The following is a 16,789-nucleotide window of genomic DNA, read 5'->3' as shown; positions in this document are numbered from 1 at the left end:
ATATATAACAATAAGGTGGTTTTCATACTCAGCCAATCAATATATTATTACAACACTAAAAATACAAACCATATATATGAATTATGTTTGCCTATTATATAAAAGCTAATATTGCCAGTTCACTATGAAACCTAACACCATAGGATCCGTATTCAGTCCACTTGGCTTATCGAGTGGGAAGCCAATATTAACGTCATATCCAAAGTTATGATAACGCCCCCGAACACCCAAGACGCCGCCAACTAAGCGCTTGCCTGATAAAGATTGCCCCCCTTTTTTTCTCACCTCGCCATAATCCAGCCCCATATAGAGTTGGTTTGCCAGTCGCTGATTTAGCCAGACAATATCATTCTTTAAAAACCAGCCCTGTGGCCCCATCAGGGCATTCTCCGAGGAAAACCCGCGTACTGAATATCTCCCGCCAATAGAAAAGTTATCCTGTATCGGGAGATTTGAATGGGCATATTGCTGATTGAATATCGGTTGATAATGAAAACGTTGCTGACCCAGCATGAAAGGAATATCCAGTGACGCAGTGATATTAATCAGCCTGGCCATGGGAGATGCATCACTCCCCGGTGATGGGCGCGCACCAAACCAAGAAACTCCTTGCTGATAATTAACCCCACCGCCAATAGTCGCCCTGTGAGTATAATAGAGATGTTGCAGTCCGAGTTGCCAATCAACCGTATCTGACCGCTGGATTTCCAATTCTATATCGGCAAAAAAGCGGTTGGACTTACGGATTAATACCCCGGTATAGCCCACTGTTTTGTAGTTATGCCCCCGCATCAGCAGCCGTTGAATTTGCATATCCAATGATCGCCAGCTCGTTTGATATTTAAATGCTGTATTACCCACCAACAAAGATTGATAATAAGTTCCCTGGCCCCCCGTCAGATTCACTAGCCAATAACCAAAAGGAATTGAGTAATGCAGAGTAAAATTATTGTTACCTTTGTCGTGATGATTATCCAACTCCCGACTGGCCGAGAAATAAGCTAAATCACTCAGCGATAATGGATTATCAAGAAATAACATGGCACCACCACGATAGCGTCCAACGCCGTAGTGCCCCCCGTTATCGAGAAAAGCATTCATGCGCCAGAAACGCAATTGCTGGCGAGTCACCATAATCTGACTACTTAAATCCTCAGGATTTAGGACCACATCCATGGTGGCATTCACCGATGGTAAACGCTGTAAATTATCCAACCCTTGTTCAAGGTTACGTAAATTGACCAAATCCCCCTGCTGGTCAGGAAAAATTGTATTTAACTGAGCATAAGCATGGCTATCGTCATGGTGTTCAATGCTAGCCAAACGGCCAGGAATTAAAGTCAGAAATAAAGTGCCATCCACGTAGCTGTCTTCGGTGAAAGTCACATGCGAAGTAATATAACCATCAGCAACCAGTTGCCATTGGAGTGTGTCGCGTAGAGATGATAGCCCTTTCTCATCTAAACAATTGCCTTGAGCCTGCTTTGCCCATTGTATTAAGCGCGCTGCATTAGGAAAGGCATCAATATTTATCAGTTCGACGCGCTTAGTCACCAGGCATGACGAGTCATCTGAAGATCCAATGTCCGTTGGTACAGTAGACTGGTTAACTTCTGCATAAACAATAAAGGGGTGAGCCAATATGAAAATAAAAAAAGATAGTAATATGGCCGCTTTCCCTATTTGCATATAAAACATCGCGGCTCCCTGATTTACTGTTCTCAACCTCATGTAATAAACTCCATTTCAATTAGTCATGAGTGGATTACGTCATTAGAATAATTAGCCACAAAACGTGGCTAACTTATTAATTAACGCTGGCAAAGTTACTTTAATTTCTTTAATGTAAAACTACTGATATTATATTTTTGATTGCTTTATTTTACCGCTAAATGAAACGCTGCCATCCCTATTCTTAATATAGCTAGCAAGATTGTTTTTAATTTTGGTACTATACGACAATACTTCCATCTTGTTGTTGATTAAATATAAGTTAACTGTTTTACCCGTCATCTGTCCATTCGATTTGTTTTTAATATTCCCTCTTGATATCATCTGGATTAAACCTTTTGATTTAATCTCACTGGAGTTTTTAATATCACCTTCTGAGATAATACGTATTCTATTCGCATATATTCCGCCTACACCTCTAATATCAACACTTTTGAAATAGTCATGAGCATTCAAATTGGGAGTTAATGACGTCACACCCATTTTTTTCCCAGAAGATGCCAACTTTATTTTATTTTTACCAGCAATGATAAAGACATCATCAGAAGTCACATTACCATCAACTTTTAAGGTATTAGAGAATAATCCCAGATGGGCTGAATGTTTATTTTTTCCCCTATGGCTTAGCCCTGACTCTCCGACTACGCCATTATTAATATTAATATTCCCCTCTATCACCTTAAGACCTTGTAACTTATTATGGCGATTGAAGTACGGCTTACCCGTGGTTAGAGTCAGGTGAGACATATCGGTGAATGAGCAACCATTACAATCAATACCCGATGGGTTGGCGATAATAACATGGGCATCCCGACCAGAAAGTTGTACTTTCCCAGCTAAACGACTTGCTTGTGAAGATCTTACCTCATTTAAAATAATCTTTGCGGTTGAGTTAACCAAATTAGGATTACCACCTATTTTCTTGGAAAACTCATTATTCAGAATGACAATATCTTTAACATGAGGCAAATCAAATTTCGTATATTTATTATGAGATAAGCCATTTTTATCTGGTGATTGAATATTTACTGTCGTCGTTTCACCACAGTCCATGATAGAGCGGCAAGGAACAAAAGATAATACATCCGACCTTATATCTGCTTGTTGTTTTTTGTCTGCAGCCTCATCAGCAATAATATTCGCCGCATGAGATAAGGAAATGCTGCATAATGATAATATTATAGGGAGTGGTAATAGGGATAAATGTCTTTTGATATCACCATTGATAGAGTTCATATTATTCCTCTTGTAACATTGTTAACATGGTTATTATATTGTTTACACTGGTGGTTAAAACCGATATCAATTAGCAGCTTTAAATAAGAGGAAGTCAATATGATAAAATATATCTGACTTATTATAAAAAGATATATCGAAGTAAGTTATTAATGTATTAAATATTTAATATGACAAAAATAAAGATAAAAAAACCCCGACATTTCTGTCAGGGTTCTTAAATTTGGTCGGCGAGAGAGGATTCGAACCTCCGACCCACTGGTCCCAAACCAGTTGCGCTACCAAGCTGCGCTACTCGCCGAATTGGGGCGCATCTTACTGCTACGACTTTGGGCCGTCAATCACTTTTTAGCAACCCGCTGGTGACTGTTGTTAAAAGCACCACCAGCGGTTAAAACTGAATCAGTTGCATTAAAATCAAGCTTCAGCTTGTTTCAACTGCGGTGATTGCGCCCGTAAGAACGGCAGTAAGAAGAAAGCAGATAAGCAGGCAGCAATGGAAATAACCACAAAGAAACCATTCCAGTGCCAAATCTCCATAATGCGAGCAATAGGGTAACCTGATAAAGCTGCACCCAGGTAGGCGAACAACCCAACAAAGCCCGTGGCAGCACCCGCAGCATCTTTATGTGAGCATTCAGCGGCTGCCATACCAATCAGCATCTGCGGGCCAAAAATAAAGAAGCCGATGGCGAAGAAACACCCTGCCTGCAAGACATAGCTGATTCCAGGCATAATCCACAATGATGCGACAGAAAGGAAAATACCAATAGCGAATATCAGATTCATCGGCCCACGGTTACCACGAAACCACTTATCAGACCCCCAACCCGCAACCAGCGAACCAATAAATCCGCCCACTTCAAATAACGAAATTGCCGAGTTGGCCGTCATTAATGAATAACCTTTTTCTTGCGTCAAATAAAGGTTACCCCAGTCATTGATTGCAGTACGGACGATATAAACCAGCACATAAGAAACCGCCAGTAACCAAATATATTTATTGGTTAATACATAGCGCTTCACAATCTCTTTATTTGATAACCCCTGGCCTTCAGATTCTTGTACCAGCTCCATGGCATCATTGCGCCACTTACCCACACTTGGTAGCCCCATCGTGCTTGGTTTATCTCGCAATCGCCAGCACATCAGTAAACCAATCACTACACCGATAATGCCAGGGATAATCATGCCGTAGCGCCAGCTAAAGTGCAGAGAAATAAAGCCCACCAACAAGGGAATTAACGCACCGCCAAAGTTATGTGACGTATTCCAAATTGCCCACCAACCACCACGCTCTGAACGGGAATACCAACTGGTTAAAATCTTAGAGCATGGCGGCCAGCCCCAGCCCTGAAAGAACGCATTCAATATCCACAAAGCGCCGAAAACTAACAGCGACGAACTCATACCAAACAGAATATTAATAATCCCGGTCATAACCAAACCAATCCCCATAAAATAACGTGGATTTGAGCGGTCGCTGATCATGCCCGAAATAAATTTAGAACAACCATAGGTGATATAAAATAGCGTACCCAAAATGCCAACATCTGACATCGTTAGCCCTAAGTCGCTGAGCATGGCGGGCATAATAAAGTTGAAGCTTTTGCGGGTGAAATAGAAAGCTGCGTAGCCGATATACATCGTCCACATCAACTGGATTCGCCAATATTTATAAGATGAATCGATTTGCGCTTGTTCCGTCACTGGCGGCACGTTATCGCGACTTTTGAGGAAAAACCACATGTGAACCTCAGAAAATTTTTTAAGTAGATTCATCATGTTCCTCGTGCGCACCAAACCAATGAGAAAAACACCTGCAAAAACCGAGAATATTTCTTAGTTTTCATTAGCTGGCAAAGAAATTGTGGGTAGGATCACATTTAAACAGGTGCCATTATTAACACTTAGAGTAAAACTCCCACCTAACGCACTGACCCGCGACTGCATACCTCTTAACCCGTAACCTGGTGTTAACGTTGCCAAATCAACACCTTTCCCGTTATCACGGATTGTCAGCGCTATCTGCTGTTTATCTTGCTGCGCATTAATCTCAATACGGCTGGCAGCCCCATGCCGATATGCATTGGTTATTCCCTCTTGGCAGATACGATACAGGGTGATTTTCAAGGTCTCATCCATAGGACTATCATCAACTTGCCAGTGCAATACACCGACAACGGATTGATCTTGTGGAATAAGCTCCCGCATTAATGCCGCAATGGCCGCCGATAGCGGCAAGTTATTTAATGCCGCAGGCCATAATTTGGCTAAAACATCATGAACACCATCATAAACCCGCAATGCCAGTGTCTCTATCATCCCGGCACTGGTTAGCACTGCCTGCTGGGTGGACAGCCGCTTAATGATGCTGGCTTGAGTACGGATAACCGTTACCGTCTGCCCGACCTCATCATGCAGCTCGCGCGCGACATCACGCCGGGTATGCTCCTCTGCCACTACCAAGGCTTTGGCTAATTCGCGATTTTCATTCAGTCGCAATTGTAATTGGGAGTTTAGCTCGCGCTGGCGCTGAATTCCGGCCCCCAGTAATAATCCAATCAAACTTTGCATCAGTAATGACAATAATAAATCACGGTGGGAATCCAGTTCAGCTGGCGAATTGATCACCATCACGACGCCATTAAGCAAAGTAGCCACAACCGCCCCTTGCCAGCCATAACGGTAAGCCATAAATACAATAGGAATAGCCAAACAAAACGGCGCAAATAAATACAAATCCATCTCGGAGACGTAATATTGCAACCAGATACTTAACGCAAACAACAGCAGAAACCACAGAATATGACGCAGACGCAGATTAATGGGCTTATGGATTAATCCCGGTTCTAACGGCAACCAGATTTGACGAGCCAAATAGTGCCACAGCAACATACAAGTAGGAGCGATAGTAAAGCCGCCAACCAGCCCCAGCAGTAGCGCCATAGCTCCGTTCCCAAGAGCAATTTGCCATCCCAGAGCCTGTATTGCTGCTGCCGTCAGAATAATCGTGCCTTGCATCAGTGGCCATTGCCATTCACTCTCATTCTTTTGATGACGCGATAACCAGGGTGAAGCAAAAACAGCAACTACAGTAGTAGCCAACACAATAAAGATAGCCACACCTAACAGGTGTAAGGTGTCAAATTGATCGGCAAGTAACCACGTCAATGCGGCATCACCCATCAGCACACCCGGCCAGTAGTGGCGCGGGCTTTGTAATAAAATACCGATGCGTAAACCAAAGGGAAATAGCAGAAGTGCTTGTAAAGGGCGGTCAACGAATTGAGTACCAATGGCCCACAAACAGAAAGCCGCAGTGAAATAAATAAAGAACAACGCCAGTGACATCATTAAGCGTTGCATCATAGATTCAACACCTGCTTGGCTAACTCAACATTATTACTGACACCCAATTTGGAAAATAAGTTAGCGCGATGAACATGGACTGTTTTGGGGGATAGGCCAAGTGATTCCGCGATATCGCGCACTTCCATCCCTTGCGCCAGCAGCACCGCAACTTCCCGCTCACGGCGGGTTAAGGGATCAATAGCAACGCGAGCCAATTTTTGGGCAATTTCAGCCATTAAATAGACCCCACCACTGCCAACCGTGCGAACCGCATTAACCAGATCTTCAGGCTTACAACGTTTGGAGAGAAACCCGCGTGCGCCGCGCTCCAGCGCCATTTCAACTAACGCCGGGCTGTCGTGCATCGAAAGCATAATAACCCCCATGCCAGAGGGAAGATCTTTCAGTAAATCCAATCCGCTTTCATCAGGCATGGAAATATCACAAATACAGATACTGGCCTGCAAACCGGGCAATCCAGCTCGGGCCTGTTTCGCTGAACTAAACTCTCCTACCACCTGAATATCGCCTTCCAGAGCCAGTAGCTGGGCAAAACCTGAGCGCACAATGTCATGATCATCAATAAAGACAACACGGTAAGTCATAGAAGACTCCAGCCGGTAGGGATTCTGGACTGGAGTATACCGCACCCTCAAAGCGACAATGAGATTGATATCAAAAATCATGCCGTATCAGATTTTACTTGCGCTAATTGATTATATTGCAGGCTGAGAAGGCCGCCCTGGCACCTGACACCAGTTATTCTCTGCATTAATTCCGCCATCCGGCGAGGTATAACCTAAACAGCCCAAGATGGAGTCAAACAGCTCAACCTGACGGTGGCTTTTGCCGACGCGCTGCTCTGTCTGTAGTTGCTCAAAAGCCGTGAGGCTCCCCGGTTGGGCCAAAAACTTATCTGACGCCCAGACCATCAATGGCACACGGAATTGCTCCGGCGGTGCCATTTCACGTGGCGTGCCGTGGAAGTGGGAATTATCATCGATAGATTCACCATGATCGGCGGCGTAGAATACCAGCGCCTTCTTATCGCGCATTTGATCGATGACATTGGCAATAAACGAGTCGGTGTATAACACACTGTTATCAAAAGCATTTATCAGCTGCTGCTTACTGCAAAAATCATCCACACCCATACATTCAGGCTGATAGCGAGCATAGCTACGAGGGTAACGTTGCGAATAGAGATAATGCGACCCTTTGGTATGCAGTATGACTAAATGCTTACCAACTGGATAACGCGCTAGTGACTCTTTCAATTCATCGACCAGCAGCATGTCATCTACTGGTTTATCATCGTTGCGTTTCTCAGAAGCAATTAATTCCCGAAACGAATAATTATCAACGCTCGCATTATTGTAAAACCACATCTCGCTCTGCATGGCGAACAATTCAGAAGTGAAGCCCAGGGATTTCATGACAGCAAACACATTTTGCTCTTTCAGTGTGCGCTGTGGATTATCTTCCGCTCCCCCTTCACGCACGAACATACAACGCAATGAAAGTTTGGTGGAGGTATCACAGGAGGTACCACGGAAAGCGACTAAATTCTTCTCTTTACTCAGACGCGGAGTGGTATCGCGTGAATATCCCAGCAGCCCCATATGATCCCAACGCGTTGTTTCGCCAATTATAAATACAACATAGGTATCATCAATACCGGCTGGTGCAACATAAGTATGGTGTTCAGCAGGATCGTACAGCGTTGCCGCGTCATACTTTTCATCGTATTGCGTGTAAGCATATAAACCCAATGCAGCCAACCAGTTAGAAGGCAAATATGAGTGCGCGACTACCCCGCCATAACTGGGTAAATCCACGGTTTTCAGTTGTTCATCCGCATGCTGAACTTTATCCAGATAGCGAATAGGTAACCAAACCAAGGCGACCGCAGCCGCCATCAGTAAGATTGGTTTGATACGCTGGCCCGGAGTCAAAAATTGCTCTAGTAGAGTGAATCGTAAACTATTTTTCCAGATAAGCAGCAGCGGCAGTGCGCTGACGACCACCATCCAGATGATAAAGTGGAGTCCGATAACCTCTTTAGACAGATCAGTATCCGTGGTCAAAACGGATATGACGATGCCGTAACCAATCACCACATTGAAAAACGTCATGTAATAACTGGCTGCAACAGAAATGAGTACCAGAAGGGTTGCGACTACGCGATAAAACCATCGGCCACCGAGGGAAATGACGCGCATAACAAAAAAGGTAAACAGAATAATCGCCATCACTTCGATGATAGCAGACACGACTTTTATGCCTTGAATACCTTGGCTAAAGGTGTCAAAACGACGATAAAAGACAGAGATATTCAGGAAAATACCAATATAAACAGCCAACAACAAAGAAATACTTTGCTGCGATAAAGATTTAACTCTGTCCATATAACGCAAGGTCTCCAGAGACACTATTTGCGGCTTGAATCAATCTGACAGTGAACCCCTCCTCAGGTTCAGTGTAAAGCCAATAAGCACGCTATTGATTTCAGTTACAAGAATTATCCTAACTAATCCTGGCTATTCAGTCTGGGAACTGGCGCATAGTCCGGTAAGGATATGCCAGTTTATTTATTAGGCAAATATTATTGCGGAGAGTATATGCCCACAAAATAATTTTTATGGGCTTTTGCGTGCGGAGATTGAATTATTTGATATTCAACGTGACATCAATATTGCCACGCGTGGCATTAGAATATGGGCAGACGACATGGGCCTTTTTCACTAAATCCTCTGCCAGACTGCGCTCAATACCCGGCAAACTAATATCCAGTTGAACCTCAATGCCGAATCCCGTTGGAATAGCACCAATCCCTACCGTTCCTTCGATACTGGCGTCATCGGGTATTTTCACCTTTTCTTTTGATGCCACAAATTTTAGTGCACCGAGGAAGCAGGCAGAATAACCCGCCGCAAACAGTTGCTCTGGGTTTGTCACGGCCCCACCCGCGCCCCCCATCTCTTTAGGGACGCCCAGTTTTACATCCAATACGCCATCCGAGGAGGTTGCCCGGCCATCACGGCCACCCGTCGCTTTAGCTTTGGCACGATATACCACTTTTTCGATAGACATAGTGCTTTCCTTCAGGGTCAATAAATATGAAGAGCATGTACGATTTGAAAGTATGGCACTCATTACGAAAAAGCCCCCAATCGGGGGCTTTAGTCGTTCTATCATTTAGAAAAACAAGATCATTTAGCCGGAGCGTCTATCTTGTCGTCAATACGCTGCAACATATACGGATAGAACGGGTTCGATGAGATTCGCATCAATGAATCCAGCCCAACCACCAGAACAGCTCGCTCACCGCGTGCGGCGAACGTACCCAGGCTGATACCGTATTGGTCACGTGGCTCTGGGTAGCGGCCATAGAGTGAATCACTCATTGGGAATGGTAATGCTACGTGAGACAACGAGAAGATATCCGGCGGATAAACCAACCCGGTTGGAGCTGAAGTCTCGTTGGTTTGGCCTGCCAATGTTGTCAACGCTACAGTTTCATTACTTTGTGGTGAGACGTTGCTGATAATCGTCACACTGTAATTGCGCGGTGGGGGCGGTAACAAACGAGCCAAAGCCGTATAAGAAGATGTTCTTAGTAATGGGCCGAAACTTGCAGCTCGGTTCAAGTCGAACAACACCACTTCACTACCATTCTTAGGCAAGTGATTATAAAGAGCCGTCACCACAGCACGGGTACTGACCGTTGAATCCATTAATGACTGGAAGGTCAAAATTGGCGGTAATTCCGCCATCTTATTATTTCGGGCATCACGCGCAATTTGCTGCTGCAACACAGATGTCAGCAAATAAGACTGGCGGGCAGCATTTACCGGGAATGAGTTATATTTGAATGGATTAAACTCGGGCACGATCCCTAACCAGGCCGCTTTGGCAAAGGCTGGGAAGATAGCAGGCCAACCGGCTATGCCAGCAAAGCGGGCAAAACTAGTTACTCCGATCATTGGCGATATCAGAATAACGCGTTCAGGTTTTGCTAGTTTCGGGTCATCCAGGGAGTCAAGCGTATATTTCATCGCCAATGCTCCGCCGTTGGAGAAACCAACAACATGCAATGGTAAATCTGGGCCGCTCAGTGCCTTGGCTTCACGGACAGCAAGGCGTGTTGCCGCTAACCAGTCCTGCCATTCAACATCCGTCAACGCGCCGGGTACAGTGCCATGAGCAGGTAAACGAATGCCAATGGCAACATAGCCCCGCTGACGATAATTTTCAGCAATATGACGTAAGCTATAAGGGGTATCAGTCAGGCCATGCAGCAATACGACGGCACCTTTCGGCTTGCCATCGGGTTGTAAAATATAAGAACGGTTCCAATCATTTTTAAAATGAGGCGGATAAATCGAGCTACCAGAATAATAACGGTTTAATGGAACCTGAGTCCGTGGCTCCAGTTTCTCGGTAACATTGGTGCGAACTTCATCGAAAACATTATTCTCTGCTTTTATATAATCCGCCCAACTGGCTTTATCAATCTCTGCGGCGCGCATGTCATGAGGGACAAACGTATGCCAAAGCTCCAGTTTCGGGCCACGTTGTGTGTCATAAATTCTTATCGCCAGAATGGTTACAGATATAACCACCAAGACCAGTACAATCCGTTTAATCCACCGCTTAATAGCTAGAGCTGGCATGGGCAGTTACTCCGTAGATATATAATTTTCATCATTAAGGTCACTTTATCACCATCTGGTTATGCCGCTACTTTAAACGCAAAGCATGATCTTGGTATATAGTGCGATATTAATAAAATTAGCATCCAGCTATAACTTTCAAATAAACGACCTTAAACAGCTTAATTCCCCGCTATCTACCTCATTTCACTGATTACTCCACCCCTGTCTCACAATAAATCGGGCCACCGATGTTATTAATCGCGGCCCAATACAGAATAACGGTTGCTATGCTTCGCTGCTTTCCACCTGCTCTGAAATAACATGAGCGGGTGCTTTGCGAACCCAAACCCACCAGGCAAGTGTCATTAATATCACCCAAGCCAGGCCAACATACATGGCAATGCGGGTATCAGGGAAATACCCCAATACTGCAATAATGAAGGCCATAAAGATAATGGTCAGAATGGGAGCCACCGGCCAGAAAGGCACTGGGAAGGTGAGGCGGGCAACATTTTCTTTGCTCATTGAGCGGCGCATCGCCACCTGCGAGATAAGGATCATTAGCCACACCCAGACGGTGGCAAAGGTCGCAATCGAAGCAATAATCAGGAACACGTTCTTCGGAATCAGGTAATTCAACACCACACCGCATAACAGAGCGATTGCCATCACTAGAATAGTCATCCATGGCACGCCATTACGGGTCAAACGGCTAAAGCATTTAGGTGCCAGCCCCTCTTGCGCCAGACCATACATCATGCGACCAGCACCGTAAATATCACTATTGATCGCCGAAATCGCTGCGGTGATAACCACCAGATTCAGAATGTTTGCAGCAGAACTGATCCCTAAGCTGCTGAAAATTTCAACAAAAGGGCTGCCATTTTGCCCAATGCTATTCCACGGATAAATAGCCATCAAAACAAATAAGGTCAGTACATAGAACAGTAGAATACGTACTGGAACAGTATTGATGGCCCGTGGTAATACTTTTTCCGGATTTTTTGCCTCACTGGCCGTTACCCCAATGATTTCAATACCACCAAAAGCAAACATCACGACAGCAAATGAAGCAATGACCCCCGTAATACCGTTGGGCATAAATCCTTGATGAGACCACAAATTACTGACCCCGGTGCTCTCATGACCGGCACCAAAGCCAAACATCATAATGCCTAGCCCTGCCGCAATCATGGCAATAATCGCGGTTACCTTTAGCAGTGATAACCAAAACTCCATTTCACCAAATACTTTGACTGAACACAGATTTAGCGCACCAATAAAGAAAATAATACTCAGTACCCACACCCACTGCGGTGCATCCGGGAACCATAGTCCCATATAAATACCGAAGGCCGTGACATCGGCCAGCGCCACAATGATCATCTCAAAGGTATAGGTCCAACCGGTGAGAAAGCCCGCCAGTGGGCCAAGATAACGACTGGCGTAGTGGCCAAATGATCCCGCAACCGGATCATGCACCGCCATTTCGCCAAGTGCGCGCATCACCATAAATACGGCGGCACCACCAACCAGATAAGCGAGTAATACCGCGGGTCCAGCCAGACGAATTGCCTCGGCAGAGCCATAAAACAAGCCTGTACCAATGGCAGAACCTAATGCCATGAACCGGATATGCCGGGCGCTAAGGCCGCGTTTGAGCGTGGATGAATCATTCTTCATGGTACATTCTCGCAAGATTTGTGCCCTTACAGGCAGGGGTTCAGAGAGGGTGATCCCGATTACTGGGATCACCTATAGGTCAATAAATTTGACTGCTTATTATTGGTTATTAAAGACTTGGTAGTAGATACGCAGGCATCAGTTCATTCAGATGACGCTGAGCAATAAGCTGGCTGGCAGCTTCAATATCGGGGGCAAAAAAACGATCTTTTTCGTAGTAGGCCACATGCTTACGCAGTAGCAGGCGTGCGGGTTCCAGAGCATCTGATGTTTTCAAACCTTTGCGCAAATCCAGCCCCTGGCATGCCGCCAACCACTCAACAGCCAGAATGCCGCGCACGTTTTCAGCCATCTCCCATAAGCGCTTACCTGCACGTGGGGCCATAGAAACATGGTCTTCCTGATTCGCTGAAGTTGGGATGCTGTCGACACTGGAGGGGAATGCCAGCCCTTTATTTTCGCTGGTTAGTGCCGCCGCCGTCACTTGCGCAATCATAAAGCCAGAGTTTACGCCGCCGTTCTCCACCAGAAATGGCGGCAACTGCGACATATGTTTATCCATTAACAGCGAAATACGGCGTTCTGATAATGATCCGATTTCCGCCAATGCCAACGCCAGATTATCAGCCGCCATGGCGACAGGTTCAGCATGGAAGTTACCGCCAGACAATACATCTCCCTGGTCAGCAAATACCAATGGGTTATCTGACACCGCATTAGATTCAATCGCCAGAACTTCAGCAGCCTGGCGCATTTGGGTCAGACAAGCCCCCATGACCTGTGGCTGACAACGTAGAGAGTACGGGTCTTGAACCTTGTCACAATTACGGTGAGATTCAGACACTTCACTACGTTCACCAAGCAAATGACGATAAGTGCTGGCAGCATCAATTTGCCCACGCTGGCCTCTAACGGCATGAATTCGAGCATCAAATGGGCTACGAGAACCTAATGCCGCTTCAACCGTCAGGCTGCCAAAAACAGAAGCTGCGGCATAAAGGTCTTCCGCTTCAAATAAGCCGCGCAACGCATAAGCAGTGGAAACCTGAGTACCATTAAGGAGTGCCAACCCCTCTTTTGCCGCCAATGTCAGCGGTTGCAAACCAGCTTTAGCCAGCGCTGCACGAGCATCCAGCCATTCGCCCTGATAGCGGGCTTTACCTTCACCGAGCAACAACAAACTCATGTGTGCCAATGGAGCCAGATCACCAGAAGCTCCCACCGAGCCTTTTAGGGGAATATGTGGATAAACTTGTGCGTTAACTAAAGTTATCAACGCCTGAATAACCTCAAGCCTGATACCTGAAAAACCACGCGCCAGGCTATTGATTTTCAATACCATAATCAAACGTACAATCGCGTCATCATTGGGTTCCCCCACACCTGCGGCATGGGAAAGGACAATCGAGCGCTGTAGGTTTTCCAAATCTTCTGTCGCAATACGCGTGGAAGCCAACAGGCCAAATCCCGTGTTGATACCATAAGCTGTACGCTTCTCTGCCAATATGGCCTGCACGCAATCCACACTTTGCTGAATAGGTGCATAAGCACTTTCATCCAAAGTTATTGTTACCGGGTGCTGATAAATATGTCGCAAATCAGCCAGCGTCATCAGGCCGGGGCGCAGTGTCATTGTTGTTTTCATGCTTTTCTCCCTTGAGTTGCGGCAATCATTGGCAGGTTAAGCCCCTGCTCTTGTGCACAATTAATCGCGATGTCATAACCGGCATCGGCATGGCGCATTACGCCAGTAGCTGGATCATTATGTAATACTCGGGCGATACGTTCGGCCGCGTCGTCGCTGCCATCACACACCACCACCATGCCTGAATGTTGCGAGAAGCCCATTCCAACACCACCACCATGATGCAGAGATACCCACGTCGCGCCACTGGCGGTATTCAGTAACGCATTGAGCAGCGGCCAGTCAGAGACGGCATCAGAACCATCCTGCATCGCTTCGGTTTCTCTGTTAGGGCTGGCGACCGAGCCAGAATCAAGATGGTCGCGGCCAATCACAATCGGTGCTGACAGCTCACCTGTTCGTACCATCTCATTGAAGGCTAAGCCTAATTTTGCGCGCTGCCCCAAGCCAACCCAGCAGATACGAGCCGGTAGCCCCTGGAAGCTGATACGCTCACGGGCCATATCCAGCCAGTGATGTAAATGCTCATCATCCGGGATAAGTTCTTTAACCTTAGCATCCGTCTTATAAATATCCTCAGCATTACCGGAAAGCGCCGCCCAGCGGAATGGGCCAATACCACGGCAGAATAATGGGCGAATATAAGCCGGGACAAATCCAGGGAAATCAAACGCATGGGTAACACCCATATCTTGCGCCATCTGACGGATATTGTTGCCGTAATCAAAGGTCGGGATGCCCATATTGTGGAAAGCCAGCATGGCTTCAACATGTTCTGCCATTGAAGTTTTGGCTGCATTCACCACCAGCACCGGCTCACTTTGGGCACGGCGGCGATATTCTTCCCAGTTCCAGCCTTTTGGCAGATAGCCATTCAACGGATCATGGGCACTGGTTTGGTCGGTCACCATATCCGGGCGAACTCCACGGCGTACCAACTCAGGTAAGATCTCAGCTGCATTACCGCATAATGCGATAGAAACCGCTTCTCCAGCAGAAGTGTATTTTTTAATACGGGCCAGCGCATCATCCAAATCAGTCGCTTGCTCATCGACATAGCGGGTTTTGAGGCGAAAATCGATGCGGCTTTGCTGGCACTCAATATTCAAAGAGCAAGCTCCAGCCAACGTTGCCGCCAGCGGCTGCGCGCCACCCATGCCACCCAGCCCAGCCGTTAATACCCAGCGCCCTTTCAAGCTCCCGCCAAAGTGTTGCCGCCCCGCTTCGACGAAGGTTTCATAAGTGCCCTGTACAATGCCCTGACTACCAATGTAGATCCAACTGCCCGCGGTCATCTGGCCGTACATCGCCAGTCCTCTGGCGTCCAACTCATTAAAATGTTCCCAATTAGCCCAATGTGGAACCAGATTTGAGTTAGCAATCAATACCCGAGGTGCATTACTGTGAGTCTTGAAGACACCCACTGGCTTACCAGATTGAATCAATAAGGTTTCGTCATCGTTCAGACGAGTGAGGCTTTCCACAATCTTGTCATAGCATTCCCAGTTACGGGCCGCACGGCCAATACCACCGTAAACGACTAACTCTTTGGGATTCTCAGCCACTTCAGGGTCGAGGTTATTCATCAACATACGTAGCGGAGCTTCGGTCATCCAACTTTTAGCAGTCAGCTTTGTGCCACGCGAAGCGCGGATTTCAGTATCACGGAATCTGTTTTGGGCAGTCACGGCAATTTCCTTCAACCAGTTTTTCAGGTATCGACGACATTACTTAGTTTTAATATTTATTAACATATACTCGTATAGACAAGTACAATCAAGCACCAGAAAAACAGCAATAAACCGCCACCCATTTGAAAATAAATGTTATTAAAAATGTTTAAAATTAATTAGTTATAGGCATTCCCACTTCATATCAAGACAACATGGGAGGATTTTCGACGTGATTTTACCGATGAAACCAGCATAAAATTGGTCTGTTTTTGCGCACGGAGTCACATATATTTCACACGGATTTTACATTTCGACATGCAAAATGCGGCTTCTCTCGCCAGCAGTAAGTCGCCCTTTCAAGCTTGGAGGAGGTATCTCATTGACTCAGGGTTTCTGCTGCATGATATCGATAAGTTGCAGTAAGTTTGCATTGTACTTTTGTGCTTTATACATATAGGCATAAATATAACTGCTTCTTTTGGTGAAAAAAATCACATTGCACTTCTTTTAAAGCGAAATTTTGCAGTAATAAAGATAAGAATAGTGGTATAGAGAACCGTTCTCTGTAATTAATGCCGAACAGTTATGTCATAGCAGGGTTTATAGTGCACATTTATCTTTATAGGAGGTCATCGAATATAAAATTATTCCAACCCCATCTCAAGTTCTGACTTTATATCTTAAGACAAGACTAAAAAATATCAAACAGAATGGGGCTTGTGGATTTTAAGATAAATATAAAAATATCTCGACTTGGTTTTTTATAAAAAATTAAATAAAAAACTGGCTTATATTAAGATAAATATAAG

General features: G+C 45.6%; 11 protein-coding genes and 1 tRNA gene. All 12 read right to left on the bottom strand.

Going from position 1 to position 16,789, the window contains the following annotated elements; genetic code table 11:
* Window positions 1–105: 105 nt before the first annotated feature.
* The gene (locus tag HU019_RS19070; RefSeq protein ID WP_174848210.1) at window positions 106–1,731 is read right to left on the bottom strand and encodes a ShlB/FhaC/HecB family hemolysin secretion/activation protein; all 1,626 of its coding nucleotides are present in this window, start codon (window positions 1,729–1,731) and stop codon (window positions 106–108) included.
* 129 nt (window positions 1,732–1,860) lie between these two features.
* Window positions 1,861–2,967 (bottom strand): two-partner secretion domain-containing protein, encoded by a 1,107-nt coding sequence (locus HU019_RS19065; RefSeq protein ID WP_174848211.1) that lies wholly within the window; start codon window positions 2,965–2,967, stop codon window positions 1,861–1,863.
* A gap of 224 nt (window positions 2,968–3,191) precedes the next feature.
* A tRNA-Pro gene (locus HU019_RS19060) sits at window positions 3,192–3,268 on the bottom strand.
* A 116-nt stretch (window positions 3,269–3,384) separates the two neighbouring features.
* Window positions 3,385–4,716: an MFS transporter gene (gene uhpC, locus HU019_RS19055; RefSeq protein WP_174848212.1), complete on the bottom strand. Its 1,332-nt coding sequence runs from the start codon at window positions 4,714–4,716 to the stop codon at window positions 3,385–3,387.
* Window positions 4,717–4,809: 93 nt separating this feature from the next.
* A complete protein-coding gene (gene uhpB / locus HU019_RS19050) occupies window positions 4,810–6,339 on the bottom strand; it encodes a signal transduction histidine-protein kinase/phosphatase UhpB (protein WP_174848213.1) in 1,530 nt (509 codons plus the stop codon).
* A complete protein-coding gene (uhpA, locus tag HU019_RS19045; protein WP_174848214.1) occupies window positions 6,336–6,926 on the bottom strand; it encodes a transcriptional regulator UhpA in 591 nt (196 codons plus the stop codon). Before uhpA ends, uhpB begins: the two co-directional genes overlap by 4 nt.
* Before the next feature lie 111 nt (window positions 6,927–7,037).
* Window positions 7,038–8,729, bottom strand: a complete 1,692-nt coding sequence (eptB, locus tag HU019_RS19040) for a kdo(2)-lipid A phosphoethanolamine 7''-transferase (RefSeq protein ID WP_174848215.1) — start codon at window positions 8,727–8,729, stop codon at window positions 7,038–7,040.
* Window positions 8,730–8,988: 259 nt separating this feature from the next.
* On the bottom strand, window positions 8,989–9,414 hold the full coding sequence (locus HU019_RS19035; protein ID WP_174848216.1) for an organic hydroperoxide resistance protein: 426 nt from the start codon (window positions 9,412–9,414) through the stop codon (window positions 8,989–8,991).
* 119 nt (window positions 9,415–9,533) lie between these two features.
* Complete coding sequence (locus HU019_RS19030) at window positions 9,534–10,997, bottom strand: alpha/beta hydrolase (protein ID WP_174848217.1); 1,464 nt, start codon at window positions 10,995–10,997, stop codon at window positions 9,534–9,536.
* A 267-nt stretch (window positions 10,998–11,264) separates the two neighbouring features.
* Complete coding sequence (locus HU019_RS19025; protein WP_174848218.1) at window positions 11,265–12,662, bottom strand: amino acid permease; 1,398 nt, start codon at window positions 12,660–12,662, stop codon at window positions 11,265–11,267.
* A 109-nt stretch (window positions 12,663–12,771) separates the two neighbouring features.
* On the bottom strand, window positions 12,772–14,307 hold the full coding sequence (gene hutH, locus HU019_RS19020; protein ID WP_174848219.1) for a histidine ammonia-lyase: 1,536 nt from the start codon (window positions 14,305–14,307) through the stop codon (window positions 12,772–12,774).
* Window positions 14,304–15,995, bottom strand: coding sequence for a urocanate hydratase (gene hutU / locus HU019_RS19015; protein ID WP_174848220.1), 1,692 nt, complete (start codon window positions 15,993–15,995; stop codon window positions 14,304–14,306). The genes hutH and hutU overlap by 4 nt, the downstream gene beginning before the upstream one ends.
* Window positions 15,996–16,789: the final 794 nt, after the last annotated feature.

It is taken from the genome of Yersinia artesiana (assembly GCF_902726545.1).
Taxonomy (GTDB): Bacteria; Pseudomonadota; Gammaproteobacteria; order Enterobacterales; family Enterobacteriaceae; genus Yersinia; species Yersinia artesiana.
This window is presented reverse-complemented; position numbering and strand designations above follow the sequence as displayed.